Origin of the sequence: Acidihalobacter sp. (genome assembly GCF_037381185.1) — a bacterium.
Taxonomy (GTDB): Bacteria; Pseudomonadota; Gammaproteobacteria; order DSM-5130; family Acidihalobacteraceae; genus Acidihalobacter_A.
Genome location: NZ_JARRQY010000010.1, coordinates 78231 through 100934 on the forward strand (window position 1 = coordinate 78231; position 22704 = coordinate 100934).

24 protein-coding genes and 1 pseudogene are annotated in these 22704 nt (G+C 62.2%); 23 read left to right on the forward strand and 2 right to left on the reverse strand.

The features are described from left to right. Positions 1 to 251: 251 nt before the first annotated feature. The 23 genes and pseudogenes from P8014_RS04880 (at position 252) to P8014_RS04990 (ending at position 21121) form a co-directional block, all read left to right on the forward strand. Complete coding sequence (locus P8014_RS04880; RefSeq protein ID WP_337816182.1) at positions 252 to 1607, forward strand: HAMP domain-containing methyl-accepting chemotaxis protein; 1356 nt, start codon at positions 252 to 254, stop codon at positions 1605 to 1607. 194 nt (positions 1608 to 1801) lie between these two features. Further along, entirely contained in the window at positions 1802 to 2296 is a 495-nt protein-coding gene (locus P8014_RS04885) for a flagellar basal body-associated FliL family protein (RefSeq protein ID WP_337816183.1), read from the forward strand. 7 nt (positions 2297 to 2303) lie between these two features. Beyond that, positions 2304 to 3281 carry a flagellar motor switch protein FliM gene (fliM, locus tag P8014_RS04890; protein WP_337816184.1) on the forward strand — a complete coding sequence of 326 codons (978 nt, stop codon included), beginning with the start codon at positions 2304 to 2306 and terminating at the stop codon, positions 3279 to 3281. A 19-nt stretch (positions 3282 to 3300) separates the two neighbouring features. Continuing rightward, the gene (fliN, locus tag P8014_RS04895) at positions 3301 to 3810 is read left to right on the forward strand and encodes a flagellar motor switch protein FliN (RefSeq protein WP_337816185.1); all 510 of its coding nucleotides are present in this window, start codon (positions 3301 to 3303) and stop codon (positions 3808 to 3810) included. Positions 3811 to 3818: 8 nt separating this feature from the next. Continuing rightward, positions 3819 to 4271, forward strand: a complete 453-nt coding sequence (gene fliO, locus P8014_RS04900; protein ID WP_337816186.1) for a flagellar biosynthetic protein FliO — start codon at positions 3819 to 3821, stop codon at positions 4269 to 4271. Beyond that, complete coding sequence (fliP, locus tag P8014_RS04905; protein WP_337816187.1) at positions 4268 to 5014, forward strand: flagellar type III secretion system pore protein FliP; 747 nt, start codon at positions 4268 to 4270, stop codon at positions 5012 to 5014. Before fliO ends, fliP begins: the two co-directional genes overlap by 4 nt. A gap of 13 nt (positions 5015 to 5027) precedes the next feature. Continuing rightward, a complete protein-coding gene (gene fliQ / locus P8014_RS04910) occupies positions 5028 to 5297 on the forward strand; it encodes a flagellar biosynthesis protein FliQ (protein WP_337816250.1) in 270 nt (89 codons plus the stop codon). Between the two features lie 4 nt (positions 5298 to 5301). Continuing rightward, a complete protein-coding gene (fliR, locus tag P8014_RS04915) occupies positions 5302 to 6078 on the forward strand; it encodes a flagellar biosynthetic protein FliR (protein ID WP_337816188.1) in 777 nt (258 codons plus the stop codon). A gap of 3 nt (positions 6079 to 6081) precedes the next feature. Continuing rightward, positions 6082 to 7221 carry a flagellar biosynthesis protein FlhB gene (gene flhB, locus P8014_RS04920; protein ID WP_337816189.1) on the forward strand — a complete coding sequence of 380 codons (1140 nt, stop codon included), beginning with the start codon at positions 6082 to 6084 and terminating at the stop codon, positions 7219 to 7221. Then, positions 7221 to 9332 carry a flagellar biosynthesis protein FlhA gene (gene flhA / locus P8014_RS04925; protein WP_337816190.1) on the forward strand — a complete coding sequence of 704 codons (2112 nt, stop codon included), beginning with the start codon at positions 7221 to 7223 and terminating at the stop codon, positions 9330 to 9332. The genes flhB and flhA overlap by 1 nt, the downstream gene beginning before the upstream one ends. Before the next feature lie 49 nt (positions 9333 to 9381). Further along, positions 9382 to 10647 (forward strand): flagellar biosynthesis protein FlhF, encoded by a 1266-nt coding sequence (flhF, locus tag P8014_RS04930; protein WP_337816191.1) that lies wholly within the window; start codon positions 9382 to 9384, stop codon positions 10645 to 10647. Further along, positions 10631 to 11521, forward strand: a complete 891-nt coding sequence (locus P8014_RS04935) for a MinD/ParA family protein (protein WP_337816192.1) — start codon at positions 10631 to 10633, stop codon at positions 11519 to 11521. The genes flhF and P8014_RS04935 overlap by 17 nt, the downstream gene beginning before the upstream one ends. Positions 11522 to 11523: 2 nt before the next feature. Continuing rightward, on the forward strand, positions 11524 to 12240 hold the full coding sequence (locus P8014_RS04940) for an RNA polymerase sigma factor FliA (RefSeq protein WP_337816193.1): 717 nt from the start codon (positions 11524 to 11526) through the stop codon (positions 12238 to 12240). A 105-nt stretch (positions 12241 to 12345) separates the two neighbouring features. Beyond that, positions 12346 to 12720 carry a chemotaxis response regulator CheY gene (cheY, locus tag P8014_RS04945; protein ID WP_337816251.1) on the forward strand — a complete coding sequence of 125 codons (375 nt, stop codon included), beginning with the start codon at positions 12346 to 12348 and terminating at the stop codon, positions 12718 to 12720. Between the two features lie 4 nt (positions 12721 to 12724). After that, on the forward strand, positions 12725 to 13492 hold the full coding sequence (locus P8014_RS04950; RefSeq protein ID WP_337816194.1) for a protein phosphatase CheZ: 768 nt from the start codon (positions 12725 to 12727) through the stop codon (positions 13490 to 13492). Positions 13493 to 13604: 112 nt separating this feature from the next. Next, on the forward strand, positions 13605 to 15641 hold the full coding sequence (locus tag P8014_RS04955; protein ID WP_337816195.1) for a chemotaxis protein CheA: 2037 nt from the start codon (positions 13605 to 13607) through the stop codon (positions 15639 to 15641). A 59-nt stretch (positions 15642 to 15700) separates the two neighbouring features. Continuing rightward, positions 15701 to 16753, forward strand: coding sequence for a chemotaxis response regulator protein-glutamate methylesterase (locus P8014_RS04960; protein ID WP_337816196.1), 1053 nt, complete (start codon positions 15701 to 15703; stop codon positions 16751 to 16753). Positions 16754 to 16821: 68 nt separating this feature from the next. Beyond that, a pseudogene (locus tag P8014_RS04965) lies at positions 16822 to 17426 on the forward strand (flagellar motor protein). A gap of 22 nt (positions 17427 to 17448) precedes the next feature. Then, entirely contained in the window at positions 17449 to 18306 is an 858-nt protein-coding gene (gene motD / locus P8014_RS04970) for a flagellar motor protein MotD (protein ID WP_337816197.1), read from the forward strand. Position 18307: 1 nt separating this feature from the next. Continuing rightward, positions 18308 to 19120 carry a ParA family protein gene (locus tag P8014_RS04975; protein WP_337816198.1) on the forward strand — a complete coding sequence of 271 codons (813 nt, stop codon included), beginning with the start codon at positions 18308 to 18310 and terminating at the stop codon, positions 19118 to 19120. Beyond that, positions 19104 to 19778 carry a chemotaxis protein CheW gene (locus tag P8014_RS04980; protein ID WP_337816199.1) on the forward strand — a complete coding sequence of 225 codons (675 nt, stop codon included), beginning with the start codon at positions 19104 to 19106 and terminating at the stop codon, positions 19776 to 19778. The genes P8014_RS04975 and P8014_RS04980 overlap by 17 nt, the downstream gene beginning before the upstream one ends. Positions 19779 to 19845: 67 nt before the next feature. Next, entirely contained in the window at positions 19846 to 20322 is a 477-nt protein-coding gene (locus P8014_RS04985) for a chemotaxis protein CheW (RefSeq protein ID WP_337816200.1), read from the forward strand. Positions 20323 to 20686: 364 nt separating this feature from the next. Beyond that, complete coding sequence (locus P8014_RS04990) at positions 20687 to 21121, forward strand: DUF2802 domain-containing protein (RefSeq protein ID WP_337816201.1); 435 nt, start codon at positions 20687 to 20689, stop codon at positions 21119 to 21121. 124 nt (positions 21122 to 21245) lie between these two features. On the opposite strand, the gene P8014_RS04995 is transcribed toward P8014_RS04990, so the two are convergent. Together P8014_RS04995 and P8014_RS05000 are read right to left on the reverse strand one after the other, a co-directional pair. Then, entirely contained in the window at positions 21246 to 21584 is a 339-nt protein-coding gene (locus P8014_RS04995; protein WP_337816202.1) for an EscU/YscU/HrcU family type III secretion system export apparatus switch protein, read from the reverse strand. After that, positions 21581 to 22660, reverse strand: coding sequence for a flagellar hook-length control protein FliK (locus P8014_RS05000; protein WP_337816203.1), 1080 nt, complete (start codon positions 22658 to 22660; stop codon positions 21581 to 21583). The genes P8014_RS04995 and P8014_RS05000 overlap by 4 nt, the downstream gene beginning before the upstream one ends. Positions 22661 to 22704: the final 44 nt, after the last annotated feature.

A 22704-nucleotide genomic window follows, 5' to 3' on the forward strand; every position in this document is an offset into this window, starting at 1 on the left:
CGGCATACGCTGAGGTGTGGGCGGGTGTGGTGGATCGCCAAGTATACTAAAGTGTGGCGGGAGACATCTTGACTCGACAGACGAGAGTGAGCGGGCACCGCGCAAGGAGAACGTCCGGCCTCGCAGCCGTTCGGCCGGCGCTTCCCTAAATATTTCTTTCGGCGTACCGACATAAACTCAGTGAGGTGCGGAATGCTCCGTGCCGCCGTTTCATCAGAAAACAACAGGTTTACGTTACGAGCGAGAGGGGTATGTCGATGTTTTTGATCCCGCATACGATCAAGGGCCGCCTGTTGGGTGCGGCTGGACTTGCGATGTTGCTGGTGCTAGCGGCGGTGGTGGTCACGCTGTCGTTCGAAATCAAGACGCGCAAGATGTTCGATAACGTGGTCGATATCGACCTACCGCTGGAGCATGCGGTGCAAAGCATGAGCAGCGAAGGATTGTTGTCGGGTATTGCCATCCGCAACAAGATGATCGATCCACTGACGCCTCCGCGGTGGGTCAAGGTTGCAGAGGGTTCGATGCGGCGTTTCGACGAGTCGCTGAAGATCGCTCTGGAGCGGTCGCCCAAGGATAGCGAATTGCACAAGACGATCGAACAGGTCGCCGGGTTGTGGAAGCAGAATCGGACGCAGCGTCAGGAAATCATCCAACGCCTGCAGGCCAATGACTTCGTCAAGGCGCGCCAGATCCTGAGCCATCAGTCTCATCCCGTTTGGACGCAGATCCGTGTTCTGTTGCAGAAGGCGGATAAGTTGACTCTAAGCGTTGAAAGTGGGCAGAAGGTGCAGGTACAGAGGATGCTGACCCAGGCCGCCTGGTGGAGCACAGTGTTGCTGATGTTCTCGATGTTGGTCGGCGGTGGTCTGACCGGTCTGGCCATCGTCGGCTTGATTCGCCGGATACGGCGGGTGGTGAGAATGATGGACGAGATCGCCCAGGGCGAGGGCGACCTGACGCGGCGTATGGAACTGAGCGATCGTGACGATGAGCTGGATCATCTGTCCGGCGCTTTCAACCGTTTTGTGGAACGGATCCAGCGTCTGGTGGGTCAGGTGGCGGGTTCGACGTCGCAGTTGTCGGCGGCGGCCGAGGAGCTGTCGGCGACCAGCGAGGAGATTTCCGAGCAGACCAACCTGCTGGCGCTCAACGCGGCGATCGAAGCGGCGCGAGCGGGCGAGCAGGGTCGGGGCTTTGCGGTGGTGGCGGACGAGGTGCGCACGCTGGCGCGTCGCACGCAGGACTCGACCGAAGAGATCCGCGGTATGATTGAGCGGCTGCAGGGCGGGGCGAAGAACGCGGTGGGCGTGATGCAGACGAGCCGCGAGCGAGCGCGCTCGGGTGTGGAGCAGGCGCGCGGAGCGGGCCAGTCGCTGGAATCGATCACGCGTTCGGTGGGCCAGATCAACGACATGAATGCGCTGATTGCGACGGCGGCTGAAGAGCAGACGGCGGTGGCTGAGGAGATCAACCGGAATGTGACGAGCATCAGCGCTTCGACGCAGCAGACGGCGGGTGCCTCGCAGCAGACGGCGGCGGCGAGCGAGGAGCTGGCGCGCCTGGCGGCGCAGCTGCAGGGCCTGGTCGGACAGTTCAAGGTGTAATAGTCGAGAGGATAGAATTCGGCGTCGGATTTTCGACGCCGATTCGTCGAAAGGGGAGCGGCGCTCCCCTTTTTGTTTTGTATAAATTTGTTTTTGTTGTATTTTTTGTTTTTGGCCCGCCCCTTGCTTATGCTGTCGGGCGGCGTATCGCATATTCTGGCCTCAGGCTATGGAATAACAATCAGGAGAACATCATGGCGGATGAACAGCCGCAGAAAGGCGGTTCCAAGCTCAAAAAGATCATCATCATCGCGGTCGTCGTCGTGCTGTTGTTGGTGGCTGGTATAGGCGCAACCCTGTTCTTCACGGGCGTGTTCTCGAAGAAAGGTGGAGCCGGAGCCGATACGGCTCATGCGACCGAGGCCAAACATCCGCCGATCTATTTCTCGATCACACCGGCGATGGTGGTCAACTTCCAGAACCCGACCAAGGCACGCTATCTGCAAGTGGCGATCGACGTGATGGCACGCGAGCCGAAAGTGATCGAAGAGGTCAAGACGAACATGCCGGCGATTCGCAATCGCCTGATCATTCTGCTGAGCGGCCAGAGCTACGAGGATATCAGCACGGCACAGGGCAAGGAGAAGCTGCGTAAGGAAGTGCTCGGTAGCATCAACAAGGTGCTCAAGGAAGCCGGCGCCCATGGTGAGATCGAGCAAGTCTATTTCACTAATCTCGTGATGCAGTAGGCCTGGTATGGCGAACAACGAAGTCCTTTCCCAGGAAGAAATCGACGCCCTGCTGCATGGCGTCGACAGCGGAGATGTCGATACCTCCGAGGAGGAAATTCCGTCCGAAGGGGCTCGTTCCTATGATCTGGCTAGTCAGGAACGGATCGTACGTGGGCGCATGCCCACCTTGGAGATGATCAACGAAAGGTTCGCCAGACATCTGCGTATCAGTCTGTTCAACATGCTGCGCTTTGCTGCCGAGATCGGCGTCAAGAACATTCGGGTGCTCAAGTTCTCCGAGTATGTACGTAGCCTGTTCGTGCCGACCAGCCTGAATCTGGTGCGAATCCGGCCCCTGCGCGGTACGGCCCTGTTCGTGGTCGATCCGCAGTTGGTGTTTATCCTGGTAGACAACTTCTTCGGCGGTGATGGCCGCTTCCGCGCCAAGATCGAGGGCCGCGACTTTACCCCCACCGAGATGCGCGTAGTGAGTCTGTTGCTGGACAAGGCGTTCGAGGACATCAAGGAAGCCTGGGCGCCGGTTATGGATCTGAGTTTCGAGTACATCAACTCGGAAGTGAATCCGCAGTTCGCCAACATCGTCAGCCCGACCGAGGTGGTGGTGGTGTCGACTTACCACATAGAGTTGGAAGGCGGCGGGGGGGATCTGCACATCACCATGCCTTATTCGATGATCGAGCCGATTCGCGATGTGCTCGATGCCGGCATTCAGAGCGACCGCACCGAGATCGACGAGCGCTGGCTGCGCAGCTTGCGCGAGGAGATATCGGAGGCGCCGGTGGAGGTCGTCGGCGTATTGGCTGAAACCGAGCTGACGCTGGCGGAGGTGATGCGCTTGAAGTCCGGCGACATCATTCCCTTCGACATGCCCGACAACATGTTGCTGCGCGCGGAAGACATGTCGGTCATGCGCGGCCGTTTCGGTGTGCATCGCGGTCAGAACGCGGTGCAGATCGTCGAACACATCAAGCGCGACTATTGATTGTCCGGGAGGTTGACCCATGAGCGCAGACCCCAAAGATCCCGAAGACCAGGCGGCCGAAGATGCCTGGGCCGAAGCGCTTGCCGAGCAAGCCGAGACTGAGCAGGCCGAAACCGAGCAGGCCGAGGCCGGACAGCAGGCTGCCGAGGAGGTGGGTAATTCCGAGGAGGCGGGTAAACCCGAGGATGCCTATGAGAAGGCGTCGTTCGGCAAGCTTGAGAATGTGGCTGCGAGCGAGGGCGGCGGAGCTGGTCTGGATTTGAGTGGCGAAGGTACGCTGGACGTCATTCTAGATATTCCGGTTACGGTTTCGATGGAAATCGGCCGCACGCGCCTGCCGATCCGCAATCTGCTGCGCCTGAACCAGGGCTCGGTGGTCGAATTGGACCGTCTGGCCGGCGAGCCGCTGGATGTGCTGGTCAACGGTACCTTGATCGCGCATGGCGAGGTGGTGGTGGTCAACGAGAAGTACGGCATCCGCCTGACCGATGTGATCAGCCCGGCCGAGCGGGTCCGCAAGCTGAAATGAGAGTGGCGATGAAGTTGTCGACACGATGGATGCTGGCGCTGCTGTTGGCGTGGCCTGCGGACGTGTTCGCGGGACAGGTGGTGGGCTCTGCCGCGCAGGCGGCTGCGCCGCAGGTTGGAGATCCGTTCAGTTTGGCCTCGCTGGGACAGTTCGTGTTCGGGTTGCTCGTGGTGGTCGGAATGATCTTTGCCTTGGCCTGGATGCTGCACCGCATGAACCGCATCCAGGGTGGTGTGCAGGGACGTATGCGCATTCTCGCCGGTCTGCCGCTGGGTTCGCGCGAGCGGGTGGTGCTGGTGCAGGTGGGCGATGAGCAGATTCTGCTGGGCGTGGCGCCGGGGCGGGTATCGCGCCTGCACGTGTTGGAGCATCCCCTCGAAACCAAGTCGGTTGAGCCGGAGAACGACGAGAGCTTCCGCAAGCGGCTGGCCGCGGCAATGCAACGGAGGCGGCCGCAATGAAGGCGCTGCGCTGGCTGTTTCCGCTGTTTCTCGTGGCGCTCCCGGCAGTGGCGGGAGCTGCTCCCGGCACGTTGCCGCTGGTGACCGTGACGCCGGCCGCCGGCGGCGCGCAGACCTATTCCGTCAGCCTGCAGGTGCTGACGGTGATGACGCTGCTCAGTTTCTTGCCGGCCGCGCTGATCATGATGACCTCGTTCACTCGCATCATCGTAGTGCTGGCGATCCTGCGTCAGGGGCTGGGTACGGCGCAGACGCCTTCCAACCAGATTCTGATCGGTATGGCGCTGTTTCTGACCTTTTTCATCATGTCGCCAGTCTTCACCCAGGCCTACAACACTGGGATCAAGCCCTACATGGCGGGTCAGATGCAGGCGCAGACGGCCATCGAGACGGCCGCCAAGCCGTTCAAGACGTTCATGTTGCACCAGACGCGGCAGTCGGATCTGGCACTGTTCGCGCGCATCTCCGGCCACGGCAAGTTCAAGACCCCGCAGGACGTACCGTTCTCGCTGCTGGTGCCGGCTTTCGTGACCAGCGAACTCAAGACCGCCTTCCAGATCGGCTTCCTGATTCTGATTCCGTTTCTGGTCATCGATCTGGTGGTGGCCAGCGTGCTGATGTCGATGGGCATGGTGATGCTCTCGCCGATGATCATCTCGCTGCCGTTCAAGCTGATGCTGTTCGTGTTGGTCGACGGTTGGACGCTGATCATGGGCACGCTGGCGTCGAGTTTCTATCACTGAGGATATGCCGATGATGACTTCGGACACCATTGTTGCGGTCGGTCAGGAAGCCATGAAGGTCACCATGCTGCTGTCCGCCCCGCTGCTGCTGACGGCGCTCACGGTGGGCGTGCTGATCGGCATGCTGCAGGCTGCCACGCAGATCCAGGAGATGACGCTGAGCTTCATCCCCAAGCTGATCGCGATGGCTCTGGCGCTGGTGTTTCTCGGGCACTGGATGCTGAACGTTGCAGTGGACTATACCCATGCGCTGTTCACCAGCATCCCGGGGCTGATCGGATAGGCCGGTGCTTACGCTGTCGACCACTCAAGTCGCGGCCTGGGTCGGAGGCGTGATCTGGCCGTTCGTGCGTATCGGTGCGATGCTGGTCGCCGCGCCGGTGTTCGGTGCCGGCACGGTGCCGGTCAGCGTGCGTCTTGCGCTGTCGCTGGTGCTGGCCTGGGCGTTGCAGCCGTTCCTGCCCGCCGTGCCGGCAGTCGATCCGGTCAGCGTTGAAGGTGGGTTGGTGACTGCCTCGCAGGTTTTGATCGGCGTGGCGATGGGCTTCATTCTGCAGATGGTGTTCAGCGCAATGGTGCTGGCCGGTCAGGCGGTCGCGCTGAGCATGGGGTTGGGCTTTGCCACGTTGATAGATGCCCAGAACGGGGTGCAGGTGCCGGTGGTCAGCCAGTTGTACGTGATCCTCTCCACGCTGCTGTTCCTGGCTCTGAACGGGCATCTGCTGTTTATCGATATGCTGGTGCGCAGTTTTCATCTGCTGCCGGTCGGGCCGCTCATGCTGAGCAGTGACGCGCTGTGGCAGATCGTGCGCTGGGGTGGAACGATGTATGCGGCGGCGATTCTGGTGGCGCTGCCGGCGGTGGCTTCACTGATGCTGGTCAATGTGGCTTTCGGCGTCATCACGCGTGCCGCTCCGCAGCTCAATATCTTCGCGGTGGGTTTCCCGATGACCCTGATGCTGGGTTTCGTGCTGATCCTGTTCAGTCTGCCGACTTTGGCGCCGCGCTTTTCCGGCCTGCTCCATCAGTCGTTCATGCTGATGCGCGGCGTACTCGGAGGGTAGGACGTGGCCGCCGGCGACGATTTCCAGGAACGCACTGAACAGGCAACCCCCAAACGCCTGCGCGAGGCGCGTGAGAAGGGGCAGGTTCCGCGTTCGCGCGAGTTGAACACCATGGCCGTGTTGCTGGCGGCATCCGGTGGCCTGCTGACGCTCGGACCAAGCCTCGGCCAGGGTTTGTACGATCTGGTGCGCAACGGTCTCGTTCTGAATCGCAGCCTGGTCACCGATCCAGCAATGATGTACCCGGTCATGGTCGGCACCATTCGGCAGGCCTTGTGGCTGTTGACGCCGATGCTGCTGTTGCTGGTGCTGGCGGCCCTGATCGCCTCGGTGGTTTTGGGCGGACTGAATTTCAGCGCCCAGGCCCTGAGTTTCCGTTGGGATCGCCTGGATCCGGTCAAGGGTCTGGGCAGGGTGTTCTCGGTCAACGGCCTGATGGAGCTGGCCAAGGCGTTGGTCAAGTTCCTGCTGGTGGCCAGCGTGGCGGTGATGCTGCTCTGGTACGACGCGCCGAAGTTGGTGGGGTTGGGCAGTCAGAACCTGCTGCCGGCCATGGTGCATGCCGGTTCGATGATCGGCTGGGGATTTCTGTTGCTGTCGGCGACGCTGGTGCTGATTGCCTCGGTGGATGCGCCGTTCCAGCTCTGGCAGCACGCCAAACAGCTGCGCATGACCCGCCAGGAAGTGCGTGACGAAAGCAAGGAGACCGAAGGCCAGCCCGAGATCAAGGGACGCCAGCGCGCACTGCAGCGAGAGATTGCCCGCCGCCGCATGATGGAGGAGGTGCCGCGGGCGGACGTGGTGGTGACCAACCCGACGCACTTCGCCGTGGCCCTGCGCTACGACGAGGATGGCGCGGGTGCGCCCAAGGTCGTGGCCAAGGGCACCGAACTGGTCGCGGCGCGCATTCGCGAGCTGGCACAGGAGAACGACGTGCCGGTGCATTCCGCGCCGCCTCTGGCGCGTGCGCTGTATACCCACACCCGGCTTGGCGAGGAGATCCCGGCGGCTTTGTACGTGGCCGTGGCGCAACTGTTGGCCTACGTCTACCAGCTCAAGGCCGGGGTCGCGGAGGCCGGGGCGGAACTGGAGCTGCCGATTCCGCAGGAATACGCCGTGCCCGGTGCAGAGGAGCGTGAGTGATGGCGGAGCAGGCGACCGGAGTGATGGGCAACGTGCGCAGCCTGGCCGCATTCGGCCTGGGCGTGCCGGTGGTGTTGCTCGCCATGCTGGCGATGATCACGCTGCCGTTGCCGCCGTTTGCGCTGGACGTGCTGTTCACCTTCAATATTGCGCTGTCGATGGTCGTCGTGCTGATGACCGTGTACGCGCGGCGTCCGCTGGATTTCGCTATCTTCCCCACGGTTCTGCTGATCGCCACGCTGCTGCGCCTGGCGCTCAACGTCGCCTCCACGCGCGTGGTGCTGCTCAACGGCTACACCGGCACCGGCGCCGCCGGGCGCGTGATCGAGGCTTTCGGCAACTTCGTCGTCGGCGGCAACTACGCCGTCGGTCTGGTGGTGTTCATCATCCTGGTGGTGATCAATTTCGTGGTCGTCACCAAGGGTGCGGGCCGTGTGTCGGAAGTGAGCGCCCGCTTCACCCTGGATGCGATGCCCGGTAAGCAGATGGCGATCGATGCGGATCTCAACGCCGGCATCATTACCCAGGACGAGGCCCGGGTACGGCGCGAGGATATCGGCCGCGAGGCGGATTTCTACGGCTCCATGGACGGCGCCAGCAAGTTCGTGCGCGGCGACGCCGTGGCCGGCATCATCATCCTATTCGTCAACATCATCGGCGGTTTGGTGATCGGCATGGTGCAGCACGCCATGAGCCTTTCGCAGGCCACCCACAACTACGTTCTGCTGACCATCGGCGACGGACTCGTCGCGCAGATTCCGTCGCTGCTGCTGGCGACCGCCACGGCAATCATCGTCACCCGCGTGTCCTCGGCGCAGGATATGGGCGAGCAGGTGGTCACGCAGCTGTTCGGCTCTCCGCGTGCGCTGTTCATCACGGCGGGCGTACTCGGCCTGCTCGGCATGGTGCCGGGTATGCCGAACGTCGTGTTCCTGGGGCTGGCCTCCATTCTCGCCGTCGGCGGCTTCATGATCATGCGCGGACGCCAGCAGGCCGAGGCGGCCGCCGCGGAACCGCCCGAGGGGCCGGTCGAGCCGCAGCAGCGCGAGCTGTCATGGGACGACGTTGCACCGGTCGATATCGTTGGTCTGGAGGTTGGCTACCGCCTGATTCCGCTGGTAGACAAAAGTCAGGGCGGAGTGTTGATGACGCGCATCAAGGGCGTGCGGCGCAAGCTCTCGCAGGAGCTGGGCTTCCTCGTGCACCCCGTGCACATCCGGGATAATCTCGAACTTACCCCCAATGCCTACCGCATCAGCCTCAACGGCGTGCCCGTCGGCGAGGCCGAGGTGTATCCCGACCGCGAGCTGGCGATCAATCCGGGGTCGGTGTTCGGGCAGTTGGACGGGCTCGCCACGCGTGATCCCAGTTTCGGTCTGGAGGCGGTGTGGATCGAGCCCGGCAACCGCGACCAGGCTCAGACTCTGGGCTATACCGTGGTCGATGCGGCCACCGTGATCGCCACGCACCTGAGCCAGATCCTGCAGGCCCATGCGCACGAGTTGCTGGGTCACGAAGAGGTCCAGCATCTGTTGGACATGCTTGGCAGGAGTGCACCCAAGCTGGTCGAGAACCTGACCCCGAAACCGCTGCCGCTCGGCGTGGTGCTCAAGGTGTTGCAGAATCTGCTGGCCGAGGGCATTCCGATCAGGGACCTGCGCACGATCGCCGAATCCTTGGCGGCCCAGGCCGGAAAGAGTCAAGACCCCGACGTTTTGAGTTCCAGCGTACGGGCCTCGCTGAGCCGTACGATCATCCAGCATATCTACGGCATGGCGGACGAACTGAATTTGATGACGTTGGATCCCACGCTGGAACAGATGTTGCAAAAGTCAGTGCAGAGTGGCGGCGGATTGGCGCTGGAGCCGGGTCTGGCCGAACGTTTGCAGCAGGCGGTCGGCGAGGCGGCGCAGCGTCAGGAGTTGGCTGGAGAGCCTGCGGTACTGGTTGTTTCTCCGGATCTGAGGCCTTGGTTGGCGCGCTGGCTGCGTTCCGCGGTTCGCGGTCTGCACGTGCTGGCGTTCACGGAAATTCCGGACAACAAGCGCCTGCGCATCGTGGCCACCGTTGGCGGAGAGTCCGGCGGTACCTCGCCGGGCCGCGCGGCATGAGGAAGGCCTTGTCTGAGGCCTTCCTTGGGGAAGGGTTTGAGGGGTTCGAATGAAGATCAAACGCTTTATGGCTCAGGACATGCGTCAGGCGATTCGCTTGGTGCGCGATTCGCTGGGCGCCGATGCGGTGATACTTTCCAGCCGTCAGGTCGACGGCGGCATCGAGTTGATGGCGGCAGTCGATTTCGACGCCGAGTTGGTCGCGGACATGACGCGGCGCAGCGAGCCGGCCCCGCGGGCAGCCGCGGCTTTGCCGGCTGCCGCACCCAAAGCCGCTACCCCTGCGGTTGCCGCAAGCCTGCGCGAGGATGCACCCTGGCCGCGGACGGAGCAGCCGGCGAAGGTTGCGAAGCCAAGTGCCGAGGAGGACGACAGCGCGACGGTGAGCGCGTTACGGCGCGAGCTGGCATCGATGCGCGATCTGCTGGAAGGACAGCTGGCGCGCATCGCCTGGAGTGAGTTCGCGCGTGAGCGCCCGCGCCAGGCCGAGGTGGTGCGTCAACTCGAGCGCATGGGGATGGATGCCGATCTGGCACGGGCCATCGCAGAAGCCGGTCCACCCACGGATGACTTTCGACATGCATGGCGCGATGCGCTGGCGACGCTGGCCGACCGCCTGCATCTAGGCAACGATGAGATTGTGCAGGATGGTGGCGTTATCGCCTTGCTCGGGCCCACGGGCGTCGGCAAGACGACCACCCTGGCCAAGCTGGCTGCGCGCTACATCATCCGCCATGGACGCGGTCATGTGGCCCTGGTGAGTACCGACGGGTACCGCATCGGCGCACATGCCCAGCTGACGACGCTGGGCCAGTTGCTCGGCGTCCCGGTTTATCAGGCCGAATGCGCCGAGGAACTGCGCCGCCTTCTGCCAGGTCTCAACGACAAGCGTCTGATATTGATCGATACTCCTGGAATGTCACCTCGGGACGAACATCTACAGGAACAGTTGCAGGCGTTGGCTGATGTGCCCGAAGTGCGTCTGTACATGGTGCTGGCCGCGAATATGGCGCGCGGCGCCTTGGGTGAGACGCTGCGGCGTTTCGGGCAGGCGCCGTTGAGTGGCGTCGTCTTGACCAAGCTGGACGAGGCGGAGAGCCTGGGAGAGCCGTTTTCGGCGTTGATCGGATATGGAGGCCTGCGTTTGAGCTATCTTGGTACTGGGCAGCGCATCGCGGAGGACCTCGAGCCGGCGCGGCTGCAGCGACTGCTGGGGCAGGCTGTGGAACTGGCCAAACGCCGCCGCAGCGAAGACTGGAGCATGGTCGGTGCACGAGGCAATGACAGGAGTTCGAAGCATGCTTATGCCGGATAAGGCCGAAGATCAGGCTCAGGGCCTGCAGCGGGTGCGGGAGTCGCAACCGGTGCGGGTACTCGCCGTGACCAGTGGCAAGGGCGGCGTGGGCAAGACGAACGTTTCGGTGAATCTGGCCACCGCATTGGCCGGTCTCGGCCGCCAGGTCATGTTGATGGATGCGGATCTGGGGCTGGCCAATGTGGACGTGGTGCTCGGTCTGCAGACCACCGCCAATCTGTCGCACGTCATCAGCGGCGAGTGCACTCTGGACGAAATCCTGGTGTCGGGGCCGCGGGGGATTCAGGTGGTGCCGGGGGCATCGGGCGTGTCGCGCATGGCCGGTCTCTCGCAGGCCGAGCATGCCGGATTGATCCGAGCCTTCAGTGAGTTGAGCGTGCCGCTGGACGTACTGGTGGTCGATACCCCGGCGGGTATTTCCGACGAGGTGATCAGTTTCAGCCGCGCAGCACAGGAGGTCATCGTCGTAGTCTGCGACGAGCCGGCTTCGATGACCGACGCCTATGCGCTGATCAAGGTGCTCAGTCGCGAACACGGCATCGGGCGTTTCCATATCCTGGCCAACCGGGTGCGCGACGGACAGGAAGGCAATGTCCTCTACCGCAAGATGGCGGCTGTGTGCGGTCGTTTTTTGGACGTGACCCTGCACTACATAGGGGCGGTCCCGGAAGATCCGATGTTGCGTCAGGCCGTGCAGCGTCAGGGCGCGGTGGTGGAAATGTACCCGGGCAGCCCTTCCGGCCGCGCATTCAAGAATTTGGCTCTGCGTGCCGATAACTGGCCTGTACAGAGCGGCACACGGGGGCATTTGGAGTTTTTTGTCGAGCGTTTGCTGAACGCGCCATCGGCAGTCGAAGCACTGTGGGGCGATTGAGCATGTATGCGGTGAGTGATACGCAGGATGTCGATCGGCTGGTGGCGCAACACGTTCCGCTGGTCAAGCGTATCGCTTATCACCTGATCCACCGCTTGCCCGCCAATGTGCAGGTCGACGATCTGGTGCAATCGGGGATCGTGGGGTTGATCGAAGCGGCCCGTAACTACCAGTCGGATCAGGGAGCTAGCTTCGAGACTTATGCCGGCATCCGAGTACGCGGCGCCATGCTGGACGAAGTGCGGCGCAGCGATTGGGCGCCGCGCTCCGTGCACCGCAAGGCGCGCGAGTTGTCTGCTGCCGTGCGTGCAGTGGAGAATCGTGTCGGCCGTGCGGCGCGCGATGCCGAGATCGCGGAGGAACTGGGTGTCGACCTGAATGAATACCATCAATGGGCACGCGATGCGTCAAGCCATCAGGTGTTCAGTTTTAATGACTCGCTGGGCGAGAGTGAAAGCGAAAGTCGCGACGCGACATTGCCTGGCGGCGGACATAATCCGTATGAGGCGCTGGCGGATGATGACTTTCGAGAGGCATTGGCGAGTACAATTGCCGGTTTGCCGGAGCGTGAGGCGTTAGTGCTGTCGTTGTACTACGACGACGAGCTGAATTTGCGCGAGATCGGTGAGGTCTTGGGCGTGACCGAATCGCGGGTATCGCAGATCCACAGTCAGGCATTGGTGCGATTGCGAGCGAGGATGGTCGACTGGCGGGGCTAGCGCTGCGTCTACAGCGTGTTAGCGTGATCGGATTCCGGCCTGTTGGGCGCCAAGCAACGTCCGAAACATGAATCAAAACAATGAGGTGTGTTTGTGAACAAGGACATGCAGATTCTCGTCGTGGATGATTTTTCGACGATGCGTCGCATCATCAAGAATCTCCTGCGCGAACTGGGCTTCAACAACGCCGCAGAGGCGGATGACGGCACCAGTGCGTTGCCGATGCTGCAGACCGGCAAATACGATTTCCTCATCACCGACTGGAATATGCCGAAGATGCCGGGCATCGAGCTTCTCAGGGCTGTGCGGGCCGACCCGAAGCTCGCCTCGCTACCGGTGCTCATGGTCACGGCGGAGGCGCGCCGGGACCAGATCGTCGAGGCGGCGCAGGCCGGTGTCAACGGCTATGTGGTCAAGCCTTTTTCGGCGGAGACGCTGAAGGAAAAAATTGAAAAAATCTTCGAGCGTCTGGAAGGGTGATGTCGTGAGCGATCAGGAAAACAATCAGTCGGAAAGTACGGACGACCGCCTGCAGGTGGCGCGCAATCTGGTGAGCGCGCTGGAGAGCGGCGATGAAAGCGAAGTGGCAACGCTGCTGGACACGCTGGGCGCCCAGCACGAGCGAAGCCTGTTCAATGAGTTGGGACGCCTGACGCGCCAGCTGCACGAAGCGCTGAACAGTTTTCGCATGGATTCGCGTCTGAGCGAAATCACCGAAACCGATATCCCCGACGCCAAGGAGAGGCTCAGTTACGTGGTCACCATGACCGAACAGGCCGCGAACCGGACGCTGAATGCGATCGAGGACAGCATGCCCCGCCTGAGCCGTATCAGCGACCGTTCGGGTGAACTTGCGCAGAGCTGGGAGCGTTTTCGCAGCCGCGAACTGGATGTGCAGGAATTCCGTGAACTCAGCCGCGAATTGAGCGAGTTCCTGGGGTGCGCGAAGGAAGAGAGCGTCGCCGTTTCCGCGCAGCTTTCCGAGGTCATGATGGCGCAGGATTTTCAGGATCTGACCGGCCAGGTGATCCGCCGTGTCATCGATCTGGTGCAGGAAGTCGAAGAGGGACTGGTCGGTCTGGTGCGGGTCGCCGGCGAGCGCATGGCCCGTACGACTGAAGAAATCCCGACTGCGGCCGAAAACAAGAATGACAGCCATGGTTACGGACCGGCCGTGCCGGGCGTGGACAAGGCTGACGTCGTACACGGTCAGGATGAAGTCGACGATCTGTTGTCCAGTCTCGGTTTCTGATTCTGAAGAACGATTGGCGTATCCGTGCCCGCGGCTTAGCTGTGAACGTTGATTTCATCGACAACGGCGGCGCTTTGGTTGGCAGGCGTTGCGGTATGGCAAGGGGAAATACATGAGTATCGGGGCGGACGACGAACTGCTGCAGGATTTTTTGATCGAAGCCGGTGAAATCCTGGATGGCCTCGGCGGCCAGTTGTTGGATCTCGAGCGCGATCCCGCTGATTCCGACCTGCTGAACGCCATATTCCGAGGCTTTCATACCATCAAGGGTGGTGCTGGCTTCCTCGGGCTGCACCCGTTGGTTGATGTCTGTCATCACGCCGAGGACGTTTTCAACCAGCTGCGCCAGGGCGAACGCCAGGTCGATGCCGGGTTGATGGACGTCATTCTGGCGGTGGTGGATGCTCTGAATGTGATGTTCACCACCCTGCGGGCCGGTAGCGAGCCAGACCCCGCTGACGAGGCGCTAATGTCGCGCCTGACCGCACTGGCCGCGGGCGAGCAGGTGGAAGTCGCGCCGCCGCCGGCTGCTGTCGATGAAGCCGACGCGGAATTCGAAGCCATGCTCGAGGCATCTGCGGAGCCGGAGGTGGCGTCAGCGTCTCAGGAGTCTGAAGCCGACCAGTCCGGTGCGCAGTCGGACGAGATTACCGATGCGGAATTTGAGGCTCTGCTGGATCAGTTGCACGGCGAGGGCAAACATAGCGGTCAGCCGGAAGGGGAAGAACCGGCCACGCCCGCCGCCTCCGGCGGCAACGAGATTAGCGAGGATGAGTTCGAGGCACTGCTCGATCAGTTGCATGGCGCCGGTGCCGCGCCGCAGGGCGGCAGCGGACAGACTGCCGATGCGCCCAAGCCCAAGGCAGATGGCAAGTCCGAGGTGAAGGCGAAGCAGGACAATAGCAAGCCGTCTGCCCCGGCTCGGCCCGAATCTCGGCCCGCGCCGGCGGCTGCTCCCAAGGCGGTGCAGACGCCACCGGCCGAGACCACCGTACGCGTCGACGTCGAACGCCTGGACGACATCATGAATCTCGTCGGCGAATTGGTGCTGGTGCGCAATCGCCTGGTCACGCTCAGTACGCGGACTAACGATGAGGCGGTGTCAGGGGCGATTTCCAGCCTGGAGCTGGTCACGACCGATCTGCAGAACGCCGTCATGCGTACGCGCATGCAGCCGATCAAGAAGGTTTTCGGACGTTTTCCGAGAGTGGTGCGGGATCTGGCTCGCAACATGGCCAAGGAAGTGAACCTGGAGCTGCGGGGCGAAGAGACCGAATTGGACAAGAATCTGGTCGAGGCGCTGGCGGATCCGCTGGTGCATCTGGTACGAAACTCGGTCGATCACGGGATCGAGATGCCTGACGTGCGCGCCCAGGCCGGCAAGCCGACGACAGGAGAGTTGTTGCTGTCTGCCGAACAGCAGGGCGACCATATCCTGTTGGCCATCGAGGACGACGGCAAGGGCATGGATCCGGACATACTTCGGGCCAAGGCGGTCGAGAAAGGTCTGATGGACGAGTCGTCCGCTAATCGTCTGAGCCGGGCGGAAGTGTTCGACCTGATTTTCCAGCCTGGCTTTTCGACCAAGGAGCAGGTTTCCGACATCTCCGGGCGCGGTGTGGGCATGGATGTGGTCAAGACCCGTATCGCAGGGCTCAACGGCAGTATCGAGATCGAGTCGGAACCTGGCCGTGGCACCGTCATCCGGATTCGCCTGCCCTTGACGCTGGCGATCGTGCCGACGCTGATGGTCAAGGTCGGTGGGCGTCCGTTCGCAATCCCGCTGAGTTCGATTGGTGAAATCCTCGATTTCGATCTGAATCACACCAAGCAGGTGGACAATAAGGAAGTCATCGTGGTGCGGGAAAAGGCGCTGCCACTGGTGCGACTCGGGCGCTGGCTGGCGCCGGGTGTGCCGGAGCGGACGCGCGACGGCTTGGGGCACGTTGTGGTGGTTCATATTGGCACCAAACGGGTCGGTTATGTGGTCGACGATCTGCTCGGCCAGGAGGAAGTGGTGATCAAGCCGCTGGGGCCGGGGTTGCGACAGGTACCGGGCTATGCTGGAGCGACGATTACCGGTGACGGCCATTTGGCGTTGATCCTGGATTTGCCGGGTATCATGCGCGCGCACGGACTGGCCGCGTAGGCACAGTTGGAAGGGGTGGCACCGAACGGGAGGTGCGCTTCTTGGCAAGGAGTTAGGGAATGGCAATACGGGTACTGGTCGTCGACGATTCGGCGTTTTTCCGGCGTGCGATCAAAAGTATGCTCGAAGCTGATCCGACGATACAGGTCGTGGGAATGGCCGGGAACGGACAGGAGGCCGTCGAGCAGACGCTCACTCTGAAGCCCGACCTTGTGACCATGGACATCGAGATGCCGGTCATGGACGGCATTACCGCTTTGCGGCGGATCATGGCGCGCAGTCCGCGTCCGGTGCTGATGTTCTCCTCCCTGACCCAGGAGGGCGCGCGCGCAACGCTCGATGCTCTAGATGCGGGGGCGGCGGATTTTCTGCCCAAACAGTTCGAGGAAATTGCCCGCGACCGGGTCGAGGTCGGACGTGTGCTGTGTCAGCGCATCAAAACGCTGGCCCGACGCGCACCTCACGCGCCCGCGGCCCCGCGCGTGCCAGCGGCGCCGGTACGCAGTGCGCCTTCCGTAGCGGCCCGTCCCGGCGTCTCGGTGCGCGATTGCAGTCTGGTGTTGATCGGAACCTCGACTGGCGGACCGGTGGCCTTGCAACGTGTGCTGACCGCTTTGCCCGGTACCTTCCATCGTCCGTTGGTCCTCATCCAGCACATGCCAGGGGCGTTCACGCCGACGTTCGCCGAACGTCTGAACGGTCTGTGCGCCATCGAGGTTCGTGAGGCGAAAGATCAGGACGTGCTGCGCCCCGGCTTGGCTCTGCTCGCGCCTGGCGGTAAACAGTTGCAGATTGAGGGAAATGCCGGTGCGTTGCGCGTGCGGGTAAGCGAGAGTCCGCCCGAATTGAATTACAAGCCCAGTGTCGATGTCGCTTTCACTTCGGCCGAGCGTGTCAACGCGGGCAAGAATCTCGGCGTGATTCTCACCGGTATGGGAGCGGACGGACGTGAGGGCGCGCGGCTGATGAAGCGCAACGGCTCAGTGGTGTGGTCGCAGGATCAGGCGAGTTGCACCGTATATGGCATGCCCGCGGCGGTGGCGGAGGCCGGCTTGAGCGACCGTGTGTTGACGCTTGCCGATGTCGGGCCCGAACTGGCCAGGAGTTTCTAGTGCGATGCCCGAGCCGGCGACTGCTTGCATGTCGAGCGCGCCGTGCACCGGTGGCGGAGGGTTGAGCTGTGGATATTCTTTCCCTGCTCGGCCTGCTGGTGGCCTTCGGAGCTATCGTCGGCGGCAACTTCATCGAAGGCGGCCGTGTGGAGTCGCTGCTGCAACTGACCGCATCGTGGAATGGTGCCAGTTGGCGCGAAAGGAAGGGCTGCTGGGTCTTGAGGCGCTGTCCGAGCAACTCGACGAACCGTTTTCACGCAAGGGCTTGCAGTTGTTGGTCGATGGCCGCGAACCCGAATCGATCCGCTCGATCATGGAGGTCGAACTGGAATCGTTCGAGGAGCAGGAGATGCATGCGGCAAAGGTGTTCGAGGCGGCGGGAGGGTACTCGCCGACCATCGGCATACTCGGTGCCGTGATGGGCTTGATCCACGTGATGGAGAATCTGGCCGATCCGTCCAAGTTGGGCGAGGGCATCGCAGTGGCGTTCGTGGCTACCATCTATGGTGTGGGTTTGGCAAACCTGATTTTGCTGCCGGTCGCTGGCAAGCTCAAATCCATCATCCATGCACAGGGCCGTATGCGAGAGATGACGATCGAGGGTCTGACGGCAATCGCGGAAGGTGAGAATCCGCGGGCGATCGAAGCCAAGTTGCGCGGATATTTGCAGTAGCGGGAAACGAGGCGAGGCTGACATGGCTGGCAAACGCAGGAAAATGCCGGAAGAGCACATCAACCATGAACGCTGGTTGGTGTCCTATGCGGACTTCATTACCTTGCTGTTCGCCTTTTTCGTGGTCATGTATGCGATCTCGTCGGTCAACGAGGGCAAGTACCGCATATTGTCAGAGTCGTTGGTCGCTGCGTTTCGCACGCCTCCGCATAGCCTCGAACCGATACAGGTCGGCAAGGTCGAGGCGGCGGGGCCGCCTGCGGATGCCCCGCTCAAGAGCTTTCCGGCGCCGATGCGTCTGGATGGTTTGCCGGAAAGCATGGCGCCCAAGCTTGAAACGCCCAAGAGAGCGGCGCGTCCGGCCCCGCCCGATATCCGGAAGATGGGGGCGACGATCGAAAAGCGGCTATCCGGACTCATTTCCTCGAAGATCGTCAGCGTCAACGTGCATAAGGAATGGGTCGACATCAAGATCAATACCGATCTGCTGTTCTCCAGCGGCAGCATCGTGCCGGCTCCTGGTGCGAAGCCCGTGATTCAGGACGTTTCGCAGGCCTTGCGTTCGCTTCCGGTGCAGATACAGGTGGAGGGATTTACCGACAATGTTCCCATTCATTCGCCGATATTTCCCTCCAATTGGGAGCTTTCGGCGGCACGTGCCGCTTCGGTGGTGCACCAGATGACGGAGAACGGTATTCAACCGCAGCGTCTGGCCGCTGTCGGCTATGGTCAGTATCACCCCGTGGCCAGCAATGCCACACCTCAGGGACGGGCCCAGAACCGTAGGGTGGAGCTGGTGGTGGTAGCGGAAAATACCCCCTTGCCTTCGAAAGCCATGCCTACGGCTTTCATGAATCCGAAATACTCGGGAGGCGGTTGAGATGCGTACCTGGGCAGTTGCCAACCAGAAAGGCGGCGTCGGTAAAACGACCACCGCGGTCAGCCTGGCAGGTCTGCTGGCGCGACGCGGCGAACGGGTGTTACTGGTAGACCTCGATCCGCACGGCTCGCTGACGAGCTATTTTCGCTTCGATCCGGAAGGGGACGGCGCCGGTGTGTATTCGCTGTTCCAACGCCGGGCACAGGGGGAGCCGTTGGCTCCGCTCGAACTGCTGCGTCCTACGGGAGTGGATGGTATCGATCTGTTGTGCTCCAGCACCGCGATGGCGACGCTGGATCGTCAGCTCGGCGCGCGCGAGGGTATGGGACTGGTGGTCGCCGATGCCTTGGGTGCGCTGAATGGCCGTTATGCCCGCGTGCTGATCGATTGCCCGCCAATGCTAGGCGTGCTGATGGTGAACGCCATGGCCGCCTGCGAACAACTGCTGATTCCTGTACAGACTGAGTTTCTTGCACTCAAGGGGCTGGAGCGCATGTTGCGCACCGTGTCGATGGTGGCGCGTTCGCGCTCATCGGGTGAACTCAAGCACACTATCGTGCCCACGATGTTCGACCGGCGTACCCGGGCCGCGGTCGAGGCGCTGAGGCAACTGCGAGGTGACTACGGCGACAATGTGTGGAAGGGCGTGATTCCGATCGATACGCAGTTCCGCGAGGCCAGCAAGTCCGCGATTCCCCTGACCACCTTGCGTCCCGGTGCCCGAGGCAGCCGTGCTTACGCACAGTTGCTGGAATGGTTGGAAGGCCGGATGACGGCTTGGCCGATGGAGGTAACCCATGGCGCGGCAGTCTGAGAGCAAGACGACTCTGCTGGCTCAGGATCAGGCACTTGACGCGTACCTGGACGCGCTGTTGCAGGTCTCTACGGAGCAGGTGCCGCAGGAGGCTGAGATGGCGGCGCCGGAAGTCATTGCGCCGTCGCGTGCTCTGGCGCTGGTGCCCGTCCCGAAACCAGAGTCGAAACCAGAGCCGGAGGATGGTGTGCCGGAGTGGGCGCGGGAAAAGTTCCAGTGCCTGCTGTTCCATGTCGGTCCCCTCAAGCTGGCGGTGCCGCTGGCCAAGCTGACGCGCATCCAGCCGTGGGGGGAACACATCACTGCGACGCCGGGACGGCCGGACTGGTTTCTCGGCCTGTTGGCGCGCGACGGCGGCAAGACGGGTGTGATTGATACGGCCCGTCTGGTGTTCCCCCGCGATCGTCGTTCGCAGGCGGCGAAGAGTGAGCCGGAATCGGGGCCTGGACATATTCTTTTGGTGGAGGGTGGCCGCTGGGGGCTGACCTGTGACAGCTTGGGAGATGTCATTGAACTGCAGCCAGAGGCCGTGCGCTGGCGTACACAGCGCACGGCGCGCCGCTGGCTGGCGGGTACGGTGCTCGACCAGATGTGCGCATTGCTCGATGTTGAAGTCTTGGCACGGATGGTGGCCGAGGATGAGTCCGTACTGGCGTGATTGATGTTCGCTCCTGGCCAGGAGCGGCGCCGGGCGGTGGAATCGTGACGAACAGAGGTAGGCAAAAGTGGCAGACGACAAACAGAAAATTCAGAACGAAGTTCTGCAGTGCGTGACGTTCGAACTGAATGGAGAAGTCTACGCATTGGACGTGATGCGCGTACAGGAAGTGCTCCGGGTTGGTGAAATTTCGCCGGTGCCCGGGGCCCCCGACTACGTGCTGGGTATCATCAATTTGCGCGGCAAGGTCGTCACCGTGATCGACGCGCGCCTACGTTTGGGCATGAGCTACTCTGAAAATACCGACTTGAGCCGGATTATCGTGCTTGAGGCGGCTGGACAGGATGTGGGTATCCTGGTGGATGGCGTGGCGGAAGTCGTGCAGATTCCGCGGGGAGATATCGATCCCAGCCCCAGCGTGGGTAACGAGGAGGCCGCGCGCTATATCGAAGGTGTGGCGTCGCGTGACAAGGAACTGGTCATCGTGGTCGACGTCGACAAGCTGCTGAGCGAAGAGGAATGGGCCGAACTCGCCGCCATTTGAGTTCGATCCTTCGGCATCATGGCCGATGAGGTAGGGCCGCTGCAGCCCGGATTGCCGTCGACGACGGTGGGCGAACGCAGGCGTTCGTCGCAGGATGGACGCATGCGCAAACCGACGCGCTCGACGCATGAGGATGCACTGCAAGAAGACGACGGACAGACACCGAAACCGCCGCGTCGACCACCTTCAGGGGGTATTATCGACGAGTATGCGTAGGGGCACGCTGATCGAATGGGTGCGGGAGTGTGACCGCTCATAATCGGCGTATCTTCGGAGCAGGAGCGTTTCCAGCCCATCGTATCGCTTTGCGCTGCTGGCCTGAGTCGCCGCTGCCAAGGCTGTGGATAATTTTGAGATAGATTCTATGCATTTCGACTGGCTGAGCGTGTTGCTGGCGCTGGATCTGATCTACTTCCCGGTGATCGCTCTGTGGGCTGCCTGGCAGGTGCTGAAACTGCGGCGGGAGCGGAGCGTCCGTGACGAGGATGGCGACGGTCTCGGGCGTTTGGAGCGTGAACTGGCGGAATTGCAGCATGTCGTGGAAGCTGGACGGCATCGGGATGCCGAGTTGGAGGAGCGCTTCGATACGCTCTACACGCGTCTGCGCGAACGCCTGGACAGCCTGGAACTGCAGGCTCAGGCCGGTGGTGTGCATTCGCAGGCGCTCAAACTGCTGCAGAGTGGGATGTCTCCCGATGAGCTGGTGTCGGTGTGTGGGTTGACGCGTGGTGAAGCCGATCTGCTGAAGGCCTTGTACGATGCAGGGCAGCAGAGAGTGGCAGCAGGCGGAGAAGGCTGAGTCGCGTCAGAATCCGGCTCTGGCGTGTTTTGACAGGCTGTCCTGGTCTCGCTCGGCTGGCCAGATTGACGCGAAAGCCTGATCCGGAAAGACTTTTCCGCGGCGAAAGGGGAGGAATCGGTCCCTAGTCGTTACCGTTATCGACCGTTTCTTCGTCGCTGTTCAAGGCTTCGGGGCCGCCGCCGCTCAAGCGGTACGCGAACGCCAGCACTTCGGCGACCGCCAGATATAGGGTCTCGGGAATTTCGTCGCCCAGCGGGACGCGTGCCAGCAGGCCGGAGAGTTCGGCATCCTGGCGAATAGGTACGTCATGTGTCCGTGCCCGCTCCAGTATTTGTTCACCGATTACGCCATAGCCTTTCGCTGTTACCCTCGGAGCACCTTCGCCGCTATAGTGCAGCGCTACGGCGAGCAGGCGGCGTTCTGTCGGGTCCTTCGTGCCGGGTGGAGATGAACGGCTCATGCGCGCGTGTCCACCAGGCTGCTGTCCATATCCGAAAGGTTTTGCGGCGGCGCCGGGGCGTTTCCGTGATAGGCGTGCAGGGCTCCCGGTTGCAGGCCTTGGTCGCGCCAGGCGGCGGCGAGTTCTGGCAGGGCGTTTTCTATCCGTCGTGTCGTGGCCTGCTGTTCGGCCCAGAAACGCGCCGAGACACTACCGCCGATGCTCGCCACGCGTGCTTCCAGCGGACCCAGCCCCGGCAGATCCAACTGCAGTCTGACCGACCAGTCCGGCGGGATATCGGATTCTTCATGCCGACTGCCCGTATCGGCGTCGATTTCCAGGCGTACCTCCTGAAATCCCTGCGCGGTACGAACCGGAAGTTCCACGAACAAATGCGTACCGGTACCTGCGGTTTGCGTGCTGTGCAACTGGTTGAGGCTGATGCGCGCAGTCATGCCTTCGAGGTCGGAGCGCACCGTCCGCGCGTCGGCAGGAGAAAGTCCCGCAATCGTTTGCATCAGTTGCAGTTTTAGGTCGGCGGAGGCCGGAGGACGCCCCTGCTGTAGGTTGGCTTCCAGATGATTGCCGGATGTAGACAGGGTGCTGCGCAGGCCTTCGGCCTGGCTCAGCTTCTGCGGAGTTGGCAGGGTGGCGAGCAGGTTTTCCAGGCGCTGTGCGGATTGTGAACCGAGCTGCGGAAGTTTGGCGGTCAGCGTCTGCAGGGCGCTCGATAGCTTGCCTTGCTGTGCCAGTAGCGTTCTCACGCTTTGTTCCAGGCTGTTGACTGCCTGCCGAGCGGTGCTTTGGCGGCCGGTCTCAGGTGCCTGGGGGGTTGTTGAAAGTCGCTGCAGTACGGGTTCGGGTTGGGTGCGTTTGACCTGAAGTTGCAGCGTGTCTCCCGCCTGTAGCGGGGTTTGCGATCGAACCGCGTATTCGTTGCTGCCGATACGCAATACGGCCTGCCCGCCGCCCGCCTCGGGCGGCGTGCCTGTCACGACCATGGCCTTGAGTACCTGGCCGGTTTTCCATGCCTGCAGGGCATTGGGGCTTACGCCTCCAGTGCCGAGGCGGGCATCGACGCGAATGCCGGTTTGCATATGCCCTGGGCCTCTTTCGTCGGGCTGTTGTGATTCTACTCGTG

Bases quoted from the DNA above. Each gene is read 5' to 3' on its own strand.
- P8014_RS04880 (WP_337816182.1), top strand. From the start codon at position 252: ATGTCGATGTTTTTGATCCCGCATACGATCAAGGGCCGCCTGTTGGGT.
- P8014_RS04885 (WP_337816183.1), top strand. From the start codon at position 1,802: ATGGCGGATGAACAGCCGCAGAAAGGCGGTTCCAAGCTCAAAAAGATC.
- fliM (WP_337816184.1), top strand. From the start codon at position 2,304: ATGGCGAACAACGAAGTCCTTTCCCAGGAAGAAATCGACGCCCTGCTG.
- fliN (WP_337816185.1), top strand. From the start codon at position 3,301: ATGAGCGCAGACCCCAAAGATCCCGAAGACCAGGCGGCCGAAGATGCC.
- fliO (WP_337816186.1), top strand. From the start codon at position 3,819: ATGAAGTTGTCGACACGATGGATGCTGGCGCTGCTGTTGGCGTGGCCT.
- fliP (WP_337816187.1), top strand. From the start codon at position 4,268: ATGAAGGCGCTGCGCTGGCTGTTTCCGCTGTTTCTCGTGGCGCTCCCG.
- fliQ (WP_337816250.1), top strand. From the start codon at position 5,028: ATGACTTCGGACACCATTGTTGCGGTCGGTCAGGAAGCCATGAAGGTC.
- flhA (WP_337816190.1), top strand. From the start codon at position 7,221: ATGGCGGAGCAGGCGACCGGAGTGATGGGCAACGTGCGCAGCCTGGCC.
- flhF (WP_337816191.1), top strand. From the start codon at position 9,382: ATGAAGATCAAACGCTTTATGGCTCAGGACATGCGTCAGGCGATTCGC.
- P8014_RS04935 (WP_337816192.1), top strand. From the start codon at position 10,631: ATGCTTATGCCGGATAAGGCCGAAGATCAGGCTCAGGGCCTGCAGCGG.
- P8014_RS04940 (WP_337816193.1), top strand. From the start codon at position 11,524: ATGTATGCGGTGAGTGATACGCAGGATGTCGATCGGCTGGTGGCGCAA.
- cheY (WP_337816251.1), top strand. From the start codon at position 12,346: ATGCAGATTCTCGTCGTGGATGATTTTTCGACGATGCGTCGCATCATC.
- P8014_RS04955 (WP_337816195.1), top strand. From the start codon at position 13,605: ATGAGTATCGGGGCGGACGACGAACTGCTGCAGGATTTTTTGATCGAA.
- P8014_RS04960 (WP_337816196.1), top strand. From the start codon at position 15,701: ATGGCAATACGGGTACTGGTCGTCGACGATTCGGCGTTTTTCCGGCGT.
- motD (WP_337816197.1), top strand. From the start codon at position 17,449: ATGGCTGGCAAACGCAGGAAAATGCCGGAAGAGCACATCAACCATGAA.
- P8014_RS04975 (WP_337816198.1), top strand. From the start codon at position 18,308: ATGCGTACCTGGGCAGTTGCCAACCAGAAAGGCGGCGTCGGTAAAACG.
- P8014_RS04980 (WP_337816199.1), top strand. From the start codon at position 19,104: ATGGCGCGGCAGTCTGAGAGCAAGACGACTCTGCTGGCTCAGGATCAG.
- P8014_RS04990 (WP_337816201.1), top strand. From the start codon at position 20,687: ATGCATTTCGACTGGCTGAGCGTGTTGCTGGCGCTGGATCTGATCTAC.
- P8014_RS04995 (WP_337816202.1), bottom strand. From the start codon at position 21,584: ATGAGCCGTTCATCTCCACCCGGCACGAAGGACCCGACAGAACGCCGC.
- P8014_RS05000 (WP_337816203.1), bottom strand. From the start codon at position 22,660: ATGCAAACCGGCATTCGCGTCGATGCCCGCCTCGGCACTGGAGGCGTA.